The 15,197-nt window shown below is 70.0% G+C and carries 14 protein-coding genes; 5 read left to right on the forward strand and 9 right to left on the reverse strand.

Annotated features, from left to right (window positions below):
* Positions 1–89: 89 nt before the first annotated feature.
* Complete coding sequence (locus ACFC51_RS28500; RefSeq protein ID WP_376368989.1) at positions 90–509, forward strand: DUF4394 domain-containing protein; 420 nt, start codon at positions 90–92, stop codon at positions 507–509.
* Between the two features lie 802 nt (positions 510–1,311).
* Here ACFC51_RS28500 and ACFC51_RS28505 read toward each other — a convergent pair.
* Complete coding sequence (locus ACFC51_RS28505; RefSeq protein WP_376368968.1) at positions 1,312–1,641, reverse strand: chaplin; 330 nt, start codon at positions 1,639–1,641, stop codon at positions 1,312–1,314.
* A 629-nt stretch (positions 1,642–2,270) separates the two neighbouring features.
* On the opposite strand from ACFC51_RS28505, the gene ACFC51_RS28510 reads away from it, so the two are divergent.
* Positions 2,271–2,912, forward strand: coding sequence for a carbonic anhydrase (locus tag ACFC51_RS28510; protein ID WP_376368969.1), 642 nt, complete (start codon positions 2,271–2,273; stop codon positions 2,910–2,912).
* Between the two features lie 390 nt (positions 2,913–3,302).
* Here the strand turns inward: ACFC51_RS28510 and ACFC51_RS28515 are convergent, their stop codons facing one another.
* Positions 3,303–4,502: a SpoIIE family protein phosphatase gene (locus ACFC51_RS28515; protein WP_376368970.1), complete on the reverse strand. Its 1,200-nt coding sequence runs from the start codon at positions 4,500–4,502 to the stop codon at positions 3,303–3,305.
* Complete coding sequence (locus tag ACFC51_RS28520) at positions 4,499–6,106, reverse strand: ATP-binding protein (RefSeq protein WP_376531580.1); 1,608 nt, start codon at positions 6,104–6,106, stop codon at positions 4,499–4,501. Before ACFC51_RS28520 ends, ACFC51_RS28515 begins: the two co-directional genes overlap by 4 nt.
* Positions 6,107–6,218: 112 nt before the next feature.
* On the opposite strand from ACFC51_RS28520, the gene ACFC51_RS28525 reads away from it, so the two are divergent.
* Positions 6,219–6,989 (forward strand): response regulator, encoded by a 771-nt coding sequence (locus ACFC51_RS28525; protein WP_376531582.1) that lies wholly within the window; start codon positions 6,219–6,221, stop codon positions 6,987–6,989.
* A 471-nt stretch (positions 6,990–7,460) separates the two neighbouring features.
* On the opposite strand, the gene ACFC51_RS28530 is transcribed toward ACFC51_RS28525, so the two are convergent.
* Complete coding sequence (locus tag ACFC51_RS28530; RefSeq protein ID WP_376531584.1) at positions 7,461–8,426, reverse strand: pirin family protein; 966 nt, start codon at positions 8,424–8,426, stop codon at positions 7,461–7,463.
* Between the two features lie 120 nt (positions 8,427–8,546).
* Between ACFC51_RS28530 and ACFC51_RS28535 the strand changes: the two genes are divergently transcribed.
* On the forward strand, positions 8,547–8,927 hold the full coding sequence (locus ACFC51_RS28535) for a tetratricopeptide repeat protein (protein WP_376368974.1): 381 nt from the start codon (positions 8,547–8,549) through the stop codon (positions 8,925–8,927).
* A gap of 113 nt (positions 8,928–9,040) precedes the next feature.
* Here ACFC51_RS28535 and ACFC51_RS28540 read toward each other — a convergent pair whose 3' ends face one another.
* From ACFC51_RS28540 to ACFC51_RS28555, 4 genes are all read right to left on the reverse strand, one after another.
* Complete coding sequence (locus ACFC51_RS28540) at positions 9,041–9,733, reverse strand: TetR/AcrR family transcriptional regulator (protein WP_376531585.1); 693 nt, start codon at positions 9,731–9,733, stop codon at positions 9,041–9,043.
* Between the two features lie 254 nt (positions 9,734–9,987).
* Positions 9,988–10,743, reverse strand: coding sequence for an SDR family oxidoreductase (locus ACFC51_RS28545; protein ID WP_376531587.1), 756 nt, complete (start codon positions 10,741–10,743; stop codon positions 9,988–9,990).
* A gap of 340 nt (positions 10,744–11,083) precedes the next feature.
* Complete coding sequence (locus ACFC51_RS28550; RefSeq protein WP_376368976.1) at positions 11,084–11,755, reverse strand: 4'-phosphopantetheinyl transferase; 672 nt, start codon at positions 11,753–11,755, stop codon at positions 11,084–11,086.
* The gene (locus ACFC51_RS28555; RefSeq protein WP_376531588.1) at positions 11,752–12,651 is read right to left on the reverse strand and encodes a metallophosphoesterase family protein; all 900 of its coding nucleotides are present in this window, start codon (positions 12,649–12,651) and stop codon (positions 11,752–11,754) included. Before ACFC51_RS28555 ends, ACFC51_RS28550 begins: the two co-directional genes overlap by 4 nt.
* A gap of 154 nt (positions 12,652–12,805) precedes the next feature.
* Between ACFC51_RS28555 and ACFC51_RS28560 the strand changes: the two genes are divergently transcribed.
* Positions 12,806–13,177 carry a VOC family protein gene (locus ACFC51_RS28560; RefSeq protein ID WP_376368978.1) on the forward strand — a complete coding sequence of 124 codons (372 nt, stop codon included), beginning with the start codon at positions 12,806–12,808 and terminating at the stop codon, positions 13,175–13,177.
* 480 nt (positions 13,178–13,657) lie between these two features.
* On the opposite strand, the gene ACFC51_RS28565 is transcribed toward ACFC51_RS28560, so the two are convergent.
* Complete coding sequence (locus ACFC51_RS28565; RefSeq protein WP_376531590.1) at positions 13,658–15,073, reverse strand: PepSY-associated TM helix domain-containing protein; 1,416 nt, start codon at positions 15,071–15,073, stop codon at positions 13,658–13,660.
* Positions 15,074–15,197 lie beyond the last annotated feature (124 nt).

A 15,197-nucleotide genomic window follows, 5' to 3' on the forward strand; every position in this document is an offset into this window, starting at 1 on the left:
ATGCGTAGATCCCTGCTCGCCCCCGCTGTCGCCGCCGCCCTGAGCCATCGCCGTCGCCGCATCCGCGGCAGCCGCCACGCCAGCAGGACCTGCCTCACGGACCGCCGCCGTGGCCGGCGAGACAGCGACCGACGACGCACCGCACACCATCGGCCTCGCGCACGACCAGCTCGTCGTCTTCTCGACCCAGGTCCCCCGGCCACGCCCGCTCGATCGGGCATGTGCGCGGCCTGTCTGGTGACACCAAGCTCGTCGGCATCGACTACCGCGTACAGACCGGTGCACTGCACGGCGTGGGTGACCGGGGCGGCTTCTACACACTCGACACCCACAACGCGAAGGCGGCAAAGGTGTCGCAGCTGACAGTGGACCTGGACGGCCAGTACTTCGTCGTCGACTTCAATCCGGCCGCCGACCGTCTGCGGCAACACTCCGAGTCCGGGCGGAGACCGCGGGGACATTGCGCTGCGTGCAGGTGGCCCTGCGGCATTCGCTTCCGCCGCCACTGAAGACGGCGGAAGCGGCGACGCGCCGCCGCCGGCGGGCTGGCCACGGCGGCGCGTCATCAACACCGCCACCCCCAGGTGGCGCCGTCGACAACCCGCATTCGTGACACGTAACGCTTTGGATGGCCCCGGCCGTCCACGCCCACCTGTACGGCGTAACCATGGCCCGCCCCAGGCCCCCGCGAACCTCGCGTCTTCGTGGCCGCCCCGGCACCTCGGCGAAGGGGCTCGTGGGACCACATGACGTCACCTACACCGACGCCCGCGTGTCGCCGCACAGGGCAGCGCACCACAGGCGCCAGAGTGGCCAGCAGTGACGCGCTCAGCCTTGCCGTCAGCTTGCCGAGCGCTGACCCGCTGCGGCTTCCGGGAGCACCCATCCGGCCCCTGGGAGCCGCAGCACCAGTTGCCGCTCCCAGCTCCTACCAGTGACTGTCGGATGACAGCGCTCCCGAAGCCGCCCTCCAGCCCGTAACAGCGGGGCCGGTGAGCGTGTCCTACCAAAGGGAACCCTGGGAGCTACGCATACTCAAGCGCCGGAGGATCCACAGCCGATAGTCCAGCAGGATCTTCCGTGGTGCGGCGGCCGTTCCCTTCGAAGACCCCAGCTCGGCCGCCGCACGAACTCCTTGACACTCCACGCCACCACGTCCCTGTGGGCAGGCAGTTCCTGGCGTCGGACAGCTGCTCATCAACCGGGTCCGTGATCAGAAGCAACAGCCTGAGATGACCGGTTTCGTGAAGCCGTCTCTGCCTGGTCGCCCCCTGAGCGAAGCAACCAGGCAGAGAAGGGATTCAAGCGCGGCTACTCGCCGTGGCCGTAACCCTCGCCCTTGTCTTCGTAGCCCTTGCCGTCGTCGTGACCCTTGCCGTCGTCGTAGCCCTTGCCGTCGTAGTCACCGTTGATGCAGGTGTTCCCGAAGGCCGGGTTCAGCAGACCGATGACGTTCACGGAGTTGCCGCACGCGTTGATCGGGATGTTGATGGGGATCTGGACGACGTTGCCGGACAGCACACCCGGGGAGCCGTAGGCGATCCCTTGTGCGCCGGCGTCCGCGCTGGCCACGCCCGCACCGGCAAACACCAGGGCACCTGCAGCCGCGGCCAGAACTGCCGCACTTCCGAGCTTGAACATGAAATCTCCCGCACACTAGGGGTGCCGCCGCCTGGATGGGACAGCTCCGATCACCATGCGGGCTCATCCCCCTCAAGCACTTCGACGCGCCTGCCCGGGGCCGCCAATCCCCTCAATGGCCGATGCCCCACCAGCCCTGCTGTCGGCCCCTCACCTCGGCATCTGCCCGTGACCGGCCAGCAGGGCGTGTAAGGCAGGTAGCCGACCGCAATCGGCCGATCTCTCTCGGGCCTCTGATGAAGGCCCTCGTGCGCGTGTGGAGCGTCTTCCAGGCGTCCGGCCATGAGGGCTCGGGCGGTTTCCGCGTAGCGGATGGCCGTGAGTCCCGACAGACCGAAGTAGGAAGGTGCCGAGCCTGATCCTCCAACATGCGTGAACAAATATCGGTAGGCGTCAAGCAGGACAATGTCGTGCTCGGCCTCGAACGCAGCGACGCGTGCTCCCGCAAGCTTCGGACCGAGGCACAACCTGCGGCCGTACGGGGCAGGGCAGGCCGTTGCGCCGCGCGCTGGGGTTCCACATCGAAGCCTCCCTCGCCCGGCGCCCGGGTCGCCCAAGCCGTTGGCATGGCCGGTTCGGACGGAGGGGCGAGGCGGTGCGTGGCTGGTGCCGGATCGTAGGCTGCTGCCATGACCGAGATCCAGCCCCCGACGCCCCGCGACGCCTTCGAGCTGCTCATGGCGGGTAACCAACGTTTCGTCTCAGGCTCCTCCGAGCATCCGAATCAGGACGCCGCCCGCCGCGCCGAGACCGCACCGTCCCAGCGCCCCTTCGCCGTGCTGTTCGGGTGCTCCGACTCCCGGCTGGCAGCCGAGATCGTCTTCGACCGCGGCCTGGGTGACCTGTTCGTGGTGCGCACCGCAGGGCACGTGGCCGGTACTGAGGTGCTCGGTTCGATCGAGTTCGGCGTGAGCGTCCTCGACGCGCCGCTGGTCGTCGTCCTCGGCCACGACTCGTGCGGCGCCGTCGCCGCAGCCTGCTCCGCTCTGGAGGACGGACAGACACCGGGCGGCTTCGTCCGGGACGTCGTCGAGCGGGTTACCCCGAGCGTGCTCGCGGCCCGTGCCGCCGGCCGTGAGACTGCCGAAGAGATCCTGGCCGAACACATCGAGCACACTGTGGACCTGCTGCTGGAGCGCTCCCGCGTCCTGGCCGAGCGGGTGGCCGCCGGCCGCCTCGGCGTGGTGGGGCTGTCCTACCGACTGGCCGACGGCAGTGCCCGGCTCGTCGCCTCTCGTGGCCTCGAAGCGGCGCTCCCCACCGCGTCATGACCGCCCACCGGTAGTTCTCGGCGGGAACCTGCCGAGGCCGCAGGACCGTGCACATGGATCCGCGGCCCGCGCCGACCTGGCGCGGGCCGCGGATCTCGAGGTGGGCCGGGCATGGGGAACACGTCTTCACGACGAGGGGCGGCACGAGCTGTGCCGGTCTGTAACCAGGGAAAGTACTCCGATGCCCTCGTCGTGGGGGTTCAGGGCCCGGCCTGGGCGACCTGACCGACCGACACCTCCGTTGCACACGGAAAAGGCCTCCGTCACGGCGGGGCCGTTTGTGTGCCTGCTCAGCTGATCCGCCCGGTGTCCGGCCGGCAGACCTCGCACGCTCGATGTCCGGCTGGGCCAGGCCACGACGGCGTCCTGGAACGAGCGACCTGCAGCATGTCAAGAAGACAGGGCGCCCCAGTCGAGGCGGAGGACAGCCAGGTCGTCGGAGTGCCGTCCGGCGTTCAGCCTGTGGGTTTCCTTGATGAGCCGATCGACATGCACGGCCGGGTCTGCCGGTGGCAGGTTTCCGATCAGTGTGAGGAGTCCTTCGACGCCGAGTCGGTCACCGTTCGATCCGTTGTGGCCTTCGGTGAGGCCGTCGGTGTAGAGGGTCAGGGCTCCTGCTGGCGGGAGCGGAACGGTGGTGGAGGGCCAGGAACGAAGACCGGGAACGATCCCGAGCGCCATGCCGTGTGCCGCGGTGACTTCGTGGGTCCCCTCTGCTGTGGTCAGCAGGGGCTCATGGTGGCCGGCGAGGTGGAGGGTGACGGCGGCGGCGCGCTGGTCCAGGGTGAGGAGGGTGCACGTGGCGAACAGGGAGTCGCTGCCTCGCTCCGCGATCAGGATGCGTTCCATGAGGTGGAGCAGGTCCTCGCCACGGTGTCCGCCGAGCACGAGAGAGCGCCAGGCGATCCTTAGGAAGACACCGAGGGCGGCCGCGTCGGGGCCGTGCCCGCTGACGTCGCCCACGATCGCGTGCAGCAGTCCGTCGTCGCCCTCCACCACGTCGAGGAAGTCGCCGCCCAGCAGCGCCAGTGCGGCACCGGGCAGGTAGCGGGAGGTCACTCTGACCGAGGAGGTGTCGAGGATCGGCTGTGGGAGCAGGCCGCGTTCCAGGCGGGCGTTCTCTTCCGCGCGCTGCCGGGCTGCCTGGGCCTGGGCGTTCGCGCGTTCGGTCCGGCTGCGGTAGACGGCGTAGCGCACCGTGCGGTGCAGGGTGTCCGGATCGACCTTGCCTTTGACGAGGTAGTCCTGGGCTCCGGCTGCCATGGCTTCGGTGCCTGCCTGGGCTTCGGAGAGCCCGGTCAGGACGATCACGGCGGTCTGCGGGGCCAGTGTCCGTACGGCGGTGAGAGCCTGGATGCCCGACACGTCTGGCAGGTGCAGGTCGAGGAGGATGCAGTCGGCCTGGCTGGTGGCCAGTTCGGTGCGGGCCTCGGCCAGGGTGGTGCGGGTGGTCAGCTGGAAGGGCAGTCCCGTGTCGTGGAGGAGTTCCTCGACGAGCAGCGCATCTCCGAGGTCGTCCTCGATCAGGAGGATCCGGTAATGAGGCGGGCCCGAGGGTGCATCAGGGACGTGTTCCCCTGCGACGGTCATCGCGCCGGGTCCGCTTCTGCACGCGTGGCTTCCGGTGTGGCGGACGGGCTGGGGAGCTGCGGCGGTTCGGGTGCCAGGGTGAACGTCATGCGTGTGCCGTTGGTGTGGTCCGGGTCGATGGTGATGGTGCCGCCGTGGAATTCGACGATCTTCTTGCACATCGCCAGGCCGATGCCACTGCCGCTGTAGGTGTCCTTGGTGTGCAGCCGCTGGAAGATGACGAAAATCTTCTCGGCGTACTCGGCAGGGATACCGATGCCGTTGTCGGTAACGGTGAACCGCCACAGCCCGCCCTCCGGGGCCGCTGTGATGTGGATCGTGGGGGTCTCGCCCGGGCGGCGGAACTTGACGGCGTTGCCGATCAGGTTCTGCCAGAGCATGAGCATCTGGCTGGGGTCGGCGACCAGGGTCGGCAGGGGGTCGTGGGTGATCGTCGCGCCGGTTTCCTCGATAGCCACGCTCAGTGCCGACATGGTCTGTTTGAGTGTCTTGTCGAGGTCGATGCTCTGGTGGGCGTTGTGCACCCTGCCCACGCGGGAGAAGTTGAGCAGGTCGCTGATGAGGGTCTGCATGCGGTTCGCCCCGTCGACGGCGAAGTCGATGTACTGGTCGGCCCGCTCGTCGAGCTGGCTTCCGTAGCGGCGCTGCAGGAGCTGGGTGAAGCTGGACACCTTGCGCAGCGGCTCCTGGAGGTCGTGGGAGGCCACGTAGGCGAACTGTTCCAGTTCGGCGTTGGAGCGCTGGAGGTCGGCTGCCTGTGCGTCCAGCCGCAGCCGGGCCTCCTCGGTGAAGGCAAGTTCCCGTACGAGGCGTCGGCGCATGAAGTCGATCTCGCTGCTCAGACGCCGCAGGTCGGCCGGGCCGGTCGGCGTGATGGGGTGGTCGAAGTCACCTGAGGCGATGGTGCGGGCATCGGCTCCCATCTGTTCCAGGGGCCGGTTGATGCCGCGGCGCAGTCCTTCGAAGACGAGAGCGGCCAGGACGACGATGAGCAGTGCGATGGTGCCGAACACCCAGTTCCGCAGGGTCACCGTGGACTGCAGGTCCGCTCTGGCCTGAGCGCGGTCCGCGCGCAGTGCCTCCTGCTGGTTCTCGAGGGCCGAGCGGACTTCGTCGAAGGCCCCTTTGCCGTTGGCCAGCAGTCCTGGGGCCAGCGAGGGGAGCGAGCCGGACGGTGCGGTGGCGACGGGCTCGGCGACCGCCTCCTGCCACCTGGCCACGGCGTCCTGCACGGCCTTGAGATCGTTCAGTCGAGCGGTGTCACCGCGGAGCAACTCCCTGAGCGACTGAGTGTGCGCGTTCTGGTCCTCGAGTCCCTGCCGGTAGGGGGCGAGAAACTCCTTTATGCCGGTCAGGCCGTAGCCGCGGATACCGGTCTCCTGGTTGACCAAGGCTGTTTCCAGGCGGAACGCGGTGGACAGCGAGGGTGACCGCACGTCCGTGAGGTTGTTGCTGATCGACTGGGTCCGTCCCATGACCCAGGCCCCTGTCACCCCGAGCAGGGTCAGCACGACCATGGACGCGGCGACCCCCACGCGAAGCCAGCGCCGGGTCGTCCACGTGGACAGTCTTCGCGTGCGCGGTTGCTGTATGTCGCCGGTCATCCTGAGCGCTCCTCGCTGTGGAAGCCGCTCGTGTGGAGTGCGGCCACCCCACTCTAGACCCACCGACAACACATGTTGTCGCGGGGCTGCCCGGAGGCCTACAGTGCTGGGTATGCCAGGCAAGGACTTCGTATTGCGGACCACCCCTCAGGAGACAGCTGCCATCGCGGACGCGAGAATCAGCGAGCTCGCACAGTGCCTTGCCCATCAGCTGCAGGAATCCCCGACACCTGCCGCATCCGGCGACCCGGCGTACCCGCTGACCCTGCTCCACGTACTGGACCAGCTGCAGCAAGCCGCTGAAAGGCTTCAGCGGCAAGCGGCCATAGAAGCCGCCCACGCGGGTGCCGGCTACCCGCAGATCGGCGCCGCCTCCGGCATGACCCGCCAAGGCGCCCGCCGCCGCTGGCCGGGACTCTTCCACCACTCGAACGAAAAACCCACGGAGCATCCCACGATGACGACGCCCGCCCGCCCCTTCGACGTCCTGCTCGTCGAGGACGACACAGCCGACGCCATGCTCATCGAAGAAGCCCTCTCCGAACGCGGAACCCGCAACCTGGTTCAGGTCACCGACGGAGTCGCCGCTCTGGAACACCTCCGCGCCCCCGACACGGTCCGACCCGACCTCATCGTCCTCGACCTGAACATGCCCCGCATGAACGGCCACGACCTGCTGAAGGTCCTGAAGACCGATGACGACCTGCAGACCATCCCCGTGGTCGTCCTCACCACGTCCACCGCCCCCGACGACGTCTCCGGCGCGTACGGCAGCCACGCCAACGCCTACGTGACCAAGCCCGTCAACTTGGAGGCATTCGAGCAGGCCGTCCAGAGCATCGACGCCTTCTACCTCGACACCGCCACCCGGCCCCGCCCCTAGCGGTTCTTCCTCAGGTTCGGTTGCGGGGCAGGAATCGGTTGCAGGTGGTGCAGATGTCGGTCCAGCTCTTCAGCAGGCCCTGGAGGAGGCCCAAGACCTGGTACAGGGTCAGGCCGGCGTATGAGCCTTGGGGCGAGCCACCTGAGCGCCCGGACGGCTCAAGACCATGTACACGGCTGGACCGACGATCACTCCTCGCCGGTCCGGCAACGTCCCCTGCCACCCGGAACCAGGCTCACTGAATCCGGTACGACGCGCCGCGGATGGCAAGCGCTGCACCGTCTACGGGTGACCGTGTCGTGGTTCGTGCGTGGGAGACGGTGTGACGCTCCCGCGGTCTGTCCCGCCATCTGTTCGCTGCGAGTCCCCAGATGCACCCAGGAGCACACCTGCGACAGCAAGCTGCTCCCGACAGGTCAGTGGGAACGACGCCCCGCACCCACCGACCTAAGACAGCGAAGAATTACCTGCTCAGCGCGTACGACCGCGTGGTTTCAGGGATCCCGGCGGCAGCTCCGGGGCGGACAGGCGCGCCCCGTCATACCCCTTCACGTCCCCGAACCTCACCCCCTCCACCCAGTCCTCACGCGCCTGAGTGATGTCGTCCTGAGACCTGCCGATGAAGTTCCACCACATGATGATCTCCTCCTCGAACGGTTCGCCGCCGAGGAGCATCAGCCCCGCGTCGGAAGCAGCGCGCAGGGGCAGTTCGCTGCGGCCGCAGCCGAGATAGAGCATCGACCCGGGCAGCATCGGCACTCCGTCGACCTCGGCCTCGCCGGACATCGACAGCACGGCGTACTCGAAATCCGGATCCAGCGGGAGCCGGGCCTCGGCTCCGTCCCGCAGGGCCAGGTCCGCCCCGACGATGGGCGTGTACGCCCTGCCCGGTGACGTCGCGCCGTCGAGCTCGCCGAGGATCACCGTCGCGGTGAGGCCGGGCGCGGTGACTTCCGGGAGGTCGGTGTGGTGCTGGAAGTGCGGCTCGACCTGCCGGTCGGCGTCGGGCAGGGCGACCCACAGCTGAGCTCCGTGCAGAAACCGCCCGTGCGGCTTCGGACTCTCCTCGGAGTGGCTGATCGCCCTGCCTGACGTCATCAGACCCAGTTCACGCGGGCCGATCCGCTGGAGGCTGCCCAGGCTGTCGCGGTGCAGGACCTCCCCCTCGTGCAGCCAGCTGACCGTCTGCAGCCCCATGTGGGGATGCGGCGGCACCTGCATCCCGGGCTCGTCGGCGATGTCGTCCGGGCCGTAGTGGTCCACGAACGCCCACGCGCCGACCATGCGGCGCCCCAGGTTCGGCAGCAGCCTGCGCACCTCGGTGGACTCGCCGAGCTGGACGCGCCGCGGCGTGAGGAGCTCACGCACCGGTTCGGCGACGACGAAGCCGCGGCCCCCGCAGAGGGAGGGAGTGGCCTGGCGATCGAGATTGCTCATGGCGCACAACCTATTCCCGTGCGGCCGGTGCGTGGCGGTCCCCACGCCGGAAATTTAGTGGAATGTTTAACTACTTGGCCGTGTTGACGCGGGTGCACAGATTTCGGCCGAGGAGGAGAAGTGGACGACACCTACTACGAGTTCGGTTCGCCCGCAGACCGTTGGGACCGGGCGCAGCTGTTCTTCGAGGCGAAGGAGTACCTGACGGCGGCCAGGATCCTGGGCGGCCTGGTCCAGGAGGCTCCGGAGCAGGTGGGACCGCGGTTGCTGCTGGCCCGCGCCTATTACCACTCGGCCAGGCTCGTCAAGGCCGAGACGGAGCTGCGCGAGGTCCTGGAGCTCGACCCCGTCGAGGACTACGCACGGCTGATGCTGGGGCGCACCCTCGAACGTCAGGGCCGGCATGCGGAGGCGGCCCCTCACCTGCGCATGGCGCAGGCGATGGCCGGGGACGTCGCGGGATCCGAGGTGAGCACGCGGGAGCAGAAGAACCAGGAGTGACAGGCAGGCGCGGCCGAGGGCGGGGGGCCGGGGGCCGGGGCGAGCAGAGAGCACCGCACCCCGGCTCCGGCCCCGCCGCTCCCCGAGGCCCGACAGCGCACCCTGACGGGTCACTACTCCGCATTCGACACCCGGTCGAGCCACTCGGTCATCAGCGCGGACTCGGCCGTGCTCAGCCCGGATCCGTGCGACCGGCGCAGCAGTGCACCCAGCCTGGCGGCGGCCGAGGGCACCTCGGTGTCCCCCGGCTCGCTCGCCCGCACGTCCGGGGTGAAGACAGCGGCGTGCACGGCGTCGCGCACGCGTGCGGACACTCCGGCGTCCGGGAAGGTGGCGGGGCGCGACACCAGCATCAAGGCGACGCCCGTCGTGGCGGACATGATCATCTGGGCGGCCAGCTCGGGGGCGACGCGCAGCTTCCCCTGCCCGGCGGCCCGCTCCAGGTCACGCGTCAGAATGCGGTGCGACTCGAGGGCGGCAGCCGGCGGCGTCCGCATCGCCGGCGAGTTCATCAGCCGGTACAGATTGGGGTTCCGCAGGGCGAAGTCGACATGGCTGTCCCAGCCGTCACGGAGGTCCTGAACGGGATCCGTGGTCTCGCCCCGCTCCCGCTTCGTCGCCAGGTAGGCGTCGAAGCCGTGGTCGACCACAGCCGAGAGCAGCCCTTCCTTGTCCCCGAAGTGCCGGTAGAGCGCGGGCGCCCCGACCTGCGCGGCCTCGCACACGGCGCGCGTGGAGATGTCCCCGTCGGGGGACTCCGCGACCAGCCGGGCCGCGACTTCGAGGATGCGCGCTCGTGTACTCACCGGACGGACGCTATCAAGGGGCACGCCCGGCGAACCGGACGGCGCCCGCATCGGCCGCCGACCCTCCGGGCCCCGCCTCCCGTCACTCCGCTCGGGCCGCCCACGACGCCCTGGTCCCCGGCCGCGATAGTCCGCCGGCTGCGGATCGGCGACCACCGGCTGCGGATCGGCGACGACGGGCAGCGGATCGGCGGTGGCTCGGCAGTCGCCGATGGTGGATCTGCAGTCGCCGGGCTCGCTGCGGTCCGGGCCCGTCAGACGATGCCGCCGTTGGCACGGAGCACCTGTCCGTTGACCCAGCGGGCGGGACCGGCGAGGAAAGAGACGACCTCCGCGATGTCCTCAGGGGCACCCAGGCGCTCCAGGGGTGGCTGAGCGGCCATCCTCGCGACCGTCTCCTCGTCCTTGCCGTCGAGGAACAGGGCGGTGGCCGTCGGCCCGGGAGCGACGGCGTTGACCGTGATGTCCCGGCCCCTCAGCTCACGCGCGAGGATCAGCGTCATCGCCTCGACGGCCCCCTTGGTCGCGGCGTACGCCGTGTATCCGGGGATGGCCAGTCCCAGCACCGAGCTCGAGAAGTTGATGATCGCCCCGCCGGCGCGCACACGCCGGGCCGCCTGCTGGCCGACGACGAACGTGCCGCGGACGTTGGTGCGGAACATGCGGTCCAGGTCCTCCAGATCGAGGTCGACCAACGGCGAGAGCGTCATGACACCCGCGGCATGAACGATCACATCGACGCCGCCGAAGGCCTCCTCGGCGGCGTCGAAGAGCGCCGCGACCGCCACCTCGTCCGCGACGTCCGCCTGGTGCGCCACGGCCTCACCGCCCGCAGCGACGACCGCGGCGACCGCGGCTTCCGCCTCGGTCCTGTTTCCCGCGTAGTTGATGACGACCGCGAACCCGTCCGCCGCCAGTCGTTCGGCACTCTCGCGGCCGATTCCTCGCGAGCCCCCGGTGACGAGAGCGACCCTGCGCCCGGTGGTGGTCTGCTGTTCATCGGTGGTCATGACGCTGCTCCTGTGGCAATGGGATGCCGTCGGTTCCACGAACCCTGATGTAATCAACGCTAACACCACATGCGTAGCATCGCTACCGTGGAGTGGTAACGGCGTTCCACCCCCCGGGCTCCGGGTCAGGAGGCCGATACGGCGCGGCCGTTCACGCGATGCGTCGCCGGCCCCGGACTCCCGACACCATGGCGAGAGCCTCCTGCATCACCCAGGGAGGCGGGACCGACCGAGAGCCTCCTGCATCACCCAGGGACGCGGGACGAGCCGAGAGCCTCTGCGTCACCCAGGGACACCGGACAGGCCTCGCCCCTCCCGCACCCCGCTGCCCGCCGTGGCGTCAGGCGGCGTGGTCCGCCGGGAGCACGATCGCCGTCACTGCGAAGCCGTCGTCGATCAGCCACCTCCCCTCGTACGACGCCGGCATCCCCGGCGCGGTCCGGAAGAGGTCCGCGGTGAACGTGCCTTCGGTGGCGGTCCCCGGGCGACGGCGGAAGCTGATGTCCGCCTCGTCGAAGTCGAGTTCCGTCCGGGTGAGCGGATACCAGGTCTTGAAGACGCTCTCCTTGGCGCTGAACAGCAGCCGGTCCCAATGGACAGCGGGGTCCTGCGCGCCCGTGGACAGTCTCGCTCGTTCCGAGGGAAGCGAGATCATCCCCCAGACGTCGGGCGGGAGGGGCTCGTTCGGCTCGGCGTCGATACCTACAGCGCGTATCTCGGACGACCAGGCCAGCGCAGCCGCGCGGTACCCCTCGCAGTGCGTCATGCTGCCGACGGTGCCCTCGGGCCACAACGGCATGCCGCGGTGACCCCGCAGCACCGGCGCAGGGGGCAGCCCGAGGTCACCCATCGCACGTCTGGCACAGGCGCGTACAGCCGCGAACTCATGCCTGCGCTTGTCGACGCTGGTGGCCACCAGCCGGGCCTCCTCCGGGTAGAGGCTGCCCGGCGGTGCGTCCGTCTCGTAGGTGTCCGCACACGCGACGTTCGGGGGAAGAAGCCGTTCGATCACGAGGCGTCGTCCTCCGCGGCCTCGGGCTGCCGGCCCTCGTACGGAAGGATCTGGCGCAACAGCCCACGCGGGTGCCCTCGCTTGCGCCACTCCCTGGGGTAGCCGATGGAGACCTCCTCGAACCGGACGCCGTCGTGCCAGGTGGTCCGTGGGATGTGGAGATGGCCGTAGACGACGGCGGCGACGTTGAAGCGGCGGTGCCAGCCGGCGGTGAGTTCCGTGCCGCACCACTGGGCGAATTCCGGATACCACATCACCGAGGTGGGTTCGCGCAGCAGGGGCCAGTGCCCGGCGACCACAAGCGGGACGTCCGGGTCGTGTGCGGCCAGGCGCCGCTCGGTGAGTTCCACCCGCGCCCGGCACCAGTCGTCCCTGGTCGGGTACGGGTCGGGGTGCAGCAGGTATTCGTCGGTGCAGACGACGCCGGCCTCATGGGCGCGTGCCAGGGACTCCTCCTTCGTCGCCGTTCCAGGGGCCCTGAACGTGTAGTCGTACAGCAGGAACACCGGGGCCACGGCCACCGGGCCGTCCGCGCCCTGCCACAGGGGGAAGGGGTCCTCGGGCGTGGTCACGCCGAGTTCCCGGCACACCTTCACGAGGTGCTCGTACCGTGCGAGGCCACGCAGTCGTACGGGGTCCTTGTCCACCGTCCACAGCTCGTGGTTGCCGGGGGTCCACACCACGTGCGCGAAGCGCTCCGCCAGCAGTTCCAGCGTGCGCTCCACCTCCTCCGCCTGCTCCGCCACGTCCCCCGCGACGATGAGCCAGTCCTCGTCGGAGGAGGGGTACAGCCCCTCGGCGATGGGACGGTTGTCGGCGATCCCGACGTGGAGATCGCTGACTGCGAGGAGCCGGCCGTTCGGCGGCTGAGCGGCGGGCCCGGTCATGGAACTCATTGTTCGAATTTAGCCTCTCGACGGCGCGGTCCGGCGCTCATCGCTCGACGTGCCCGCCCTTCACCGGCCCGGGATGATTGACGCACCGCCGGGGATCGCGGCAGCCGGAGCGCTCCCCGTCGATCCCGCCCGGCACATGACGAAAGGACCGGAGATGCCTGTCGCCACGTACAGCCTCGTCGCCCTCGACTGCCCCGACCCCCCGTCGCTGGCCGCCTTCTACCAGGCGGTCCTCGGCGGTGAGATCAGGAAGTACGACGAGGACTGGTACGACCTCTACGTCCCGGGCGGCGCACGCATCGCTTTCCAGCGGGCGGCCGACCACCGGCCCCCGGAGTGGCCCCGTGGGGACCGCAATTCCCAGCAGGAGCATCTGGACTTCGACGTGACGGACATCGAGGACGCGCAGACGCAGGTGCTGGCCCTCGGTGCGACGGCCCTGGATCTCGACGACCAGGGCGGCGAGCGGACATTCCGCGTGTACGCCGACCCTGCGGGTCATCCTTTCTGCCTGTGCTGGGAGTGACCCCGGGCGGATCCCGAAGACCCGGTCTCCGCACTCGACGCATCTGCCGGCGCCGGAGCCGACGCGGGCTCGGTTCCGCACCTTCCGCGTCGCCACGAACGCCTGGACGGCCGGGGCGACGCCGCTCCCCGGGCGTCGCGTCCGCGGCCCGTCCCACCGCGCAGCGGAAGCCCCGCCGTGACACCGCGGCTTCGGATCGGTCGTACCACGCGGGGGTTCCGCACCACCGTTCCGGCGCGGAGGGGAGCCAGTTCGCACCGCTCGACCCTGCGCGTCCCCGGCGTGTCGGGGTTCTTCCCGGCCGCGGCACCGCCCGGGTCGGGGTGGCCATGGCGGCCCGTCCTCGCACCGACCGATGCCACGGCACAGGCAGGTGCAGGGGAAACCGGAGGGCTCCTGCCGTCCTCCGGCCTCCCGACGCGCGCACGTCCTCGCGGTCCTGATGCGCCGTCGGGCCCTGGGCGCTGACCGAGGTGCACTTCAGCCGACGGGGGTGTACGTGCGCCGTCCTCGCCGGTGGTCGACCTCGCCCAGCAGGATGTCCACGGCGAGGAACACGGCCAGGGGGATACCGAGGAGCGGTACGAAGTACCCCACGACCGCGACGGCTGCCATCAGCGGGACCAGGACGAGGGGAGGCACCTTCTGCCACGCGCCGCGGGGCATCGGACGGCCGAAGGCCGAGCCGCGTCCGCGCCGCCACCACATCCGGTAGCCCAGGACGATCAGCACGATGAGGGCGGCGGTGAGGGCGGCCAGCACGATCTGGTTGGCCGGCCCGAACAGGGCACCGGTGTGTGCGTCGATGCCCCAGCGGGACAGTTTGGCGAGCAGCGGGTAGTCGGCGAACCGCACCACGTCGGTCACCTCGCCGGTGGCCGGATCGACAGCGACCGCGTCCTGCTTCTCGGGCCAGCTCCGCTGGATCTGGCGCACGACGTACGCGGAGGAGGAGTCGGCCGGAGGCACGATCTCCACCGGGTCCGAGAGGCCCTCGGCGCGGGCCGCGTCCAGCACGGCGTCCAGGCCGACGCCCTCCCCCGGTGTGCCGCCCGTCCCGCCCGGCTTTGTGTGCCCGGCGTGCTCGCCGCCGGGCGCGACGCCCGCGGAGACGGTCGGCGTCGTCTGGCCGACCGCCTCGCGCAGGTCGGCGATGTTCTGGCCGGCGTACGTCGACCAGGTCAGGCCCGTCGCTGCCAGGAAGAAGAGTCCGGCTGCCGCCCAGACGCCCACCGTGCCGTGCAGCGAGAGCGTGCGCCGTCGGCCCGTCGTTCCGCGCAGCTTCCGGCGGGCCCTCCTGCGTCCGAACCAGAGCACGAGGCCTCCCCCGGCCGTCACCCACAGCCAGCTGGCGGCGAGCTCGCTGTAGAGACGCCCCGTCTCACCGAGGTGGAGATCGCGGTGGAGTTCGTCGATCCACGTGCGCAGGGGCAGCGCACCGCTGGATCCGTACTGTTCCAGCGTTCCTGCGAGCTCACCGGTGTACGGGTCCACGAACACGGCGAGCGTGTGGTCGCTGTTCACCCCGGGCACACCGGCGAGGAGCACACGGGTCGTCGCGCCGTCCTCCGGCGACGGCCTGACCGCGCTGACCGTGCCCTCGGGGTGTGCCTTGCGAGCGGCGGCCACCTGCTGCGAGACCGGCAGTTCGCTCGCGCCCACGGGGACGCGCAGCTCGTCCGCGTACACGACCTTCTCCGCCTGGTAGGAAGCGGCGTAGAGGAGGCCCGTCGTGGCGGCGACCAGCAGGAACGGGGCGATCAACAGGCCGGCGTAGAAGTGCAGTCGCAGCACCAGGGGCCGGAGCGACACCCATGCGGTGCGCGCTCCGGTCGGTTCGGGCTGCCGGGTCTCCTTCGCTTCGCCGGAAGCGCGGACCGCTGGCTCGACGGACATGGCTGGTCTCCTCACGCACGGAACAGGGGTGGGCAGACCGTGGCCGGCCGGTTCAGTAGTCGGGGCGGGGTGCGCGGGAGTTCCCCGGCCTCACTGTGCTCCACGTCACTTCCGCCCGGGAGGG

It is taken from the genome of Streptomyces sp. NPDC055962 (assembly GCF_042270185.1).
Classification (GTDB): Bacteria; Actinomycetota; Actinomycetes; order Streptomycetales; family Streptomycetaceae; genus Streptomyces.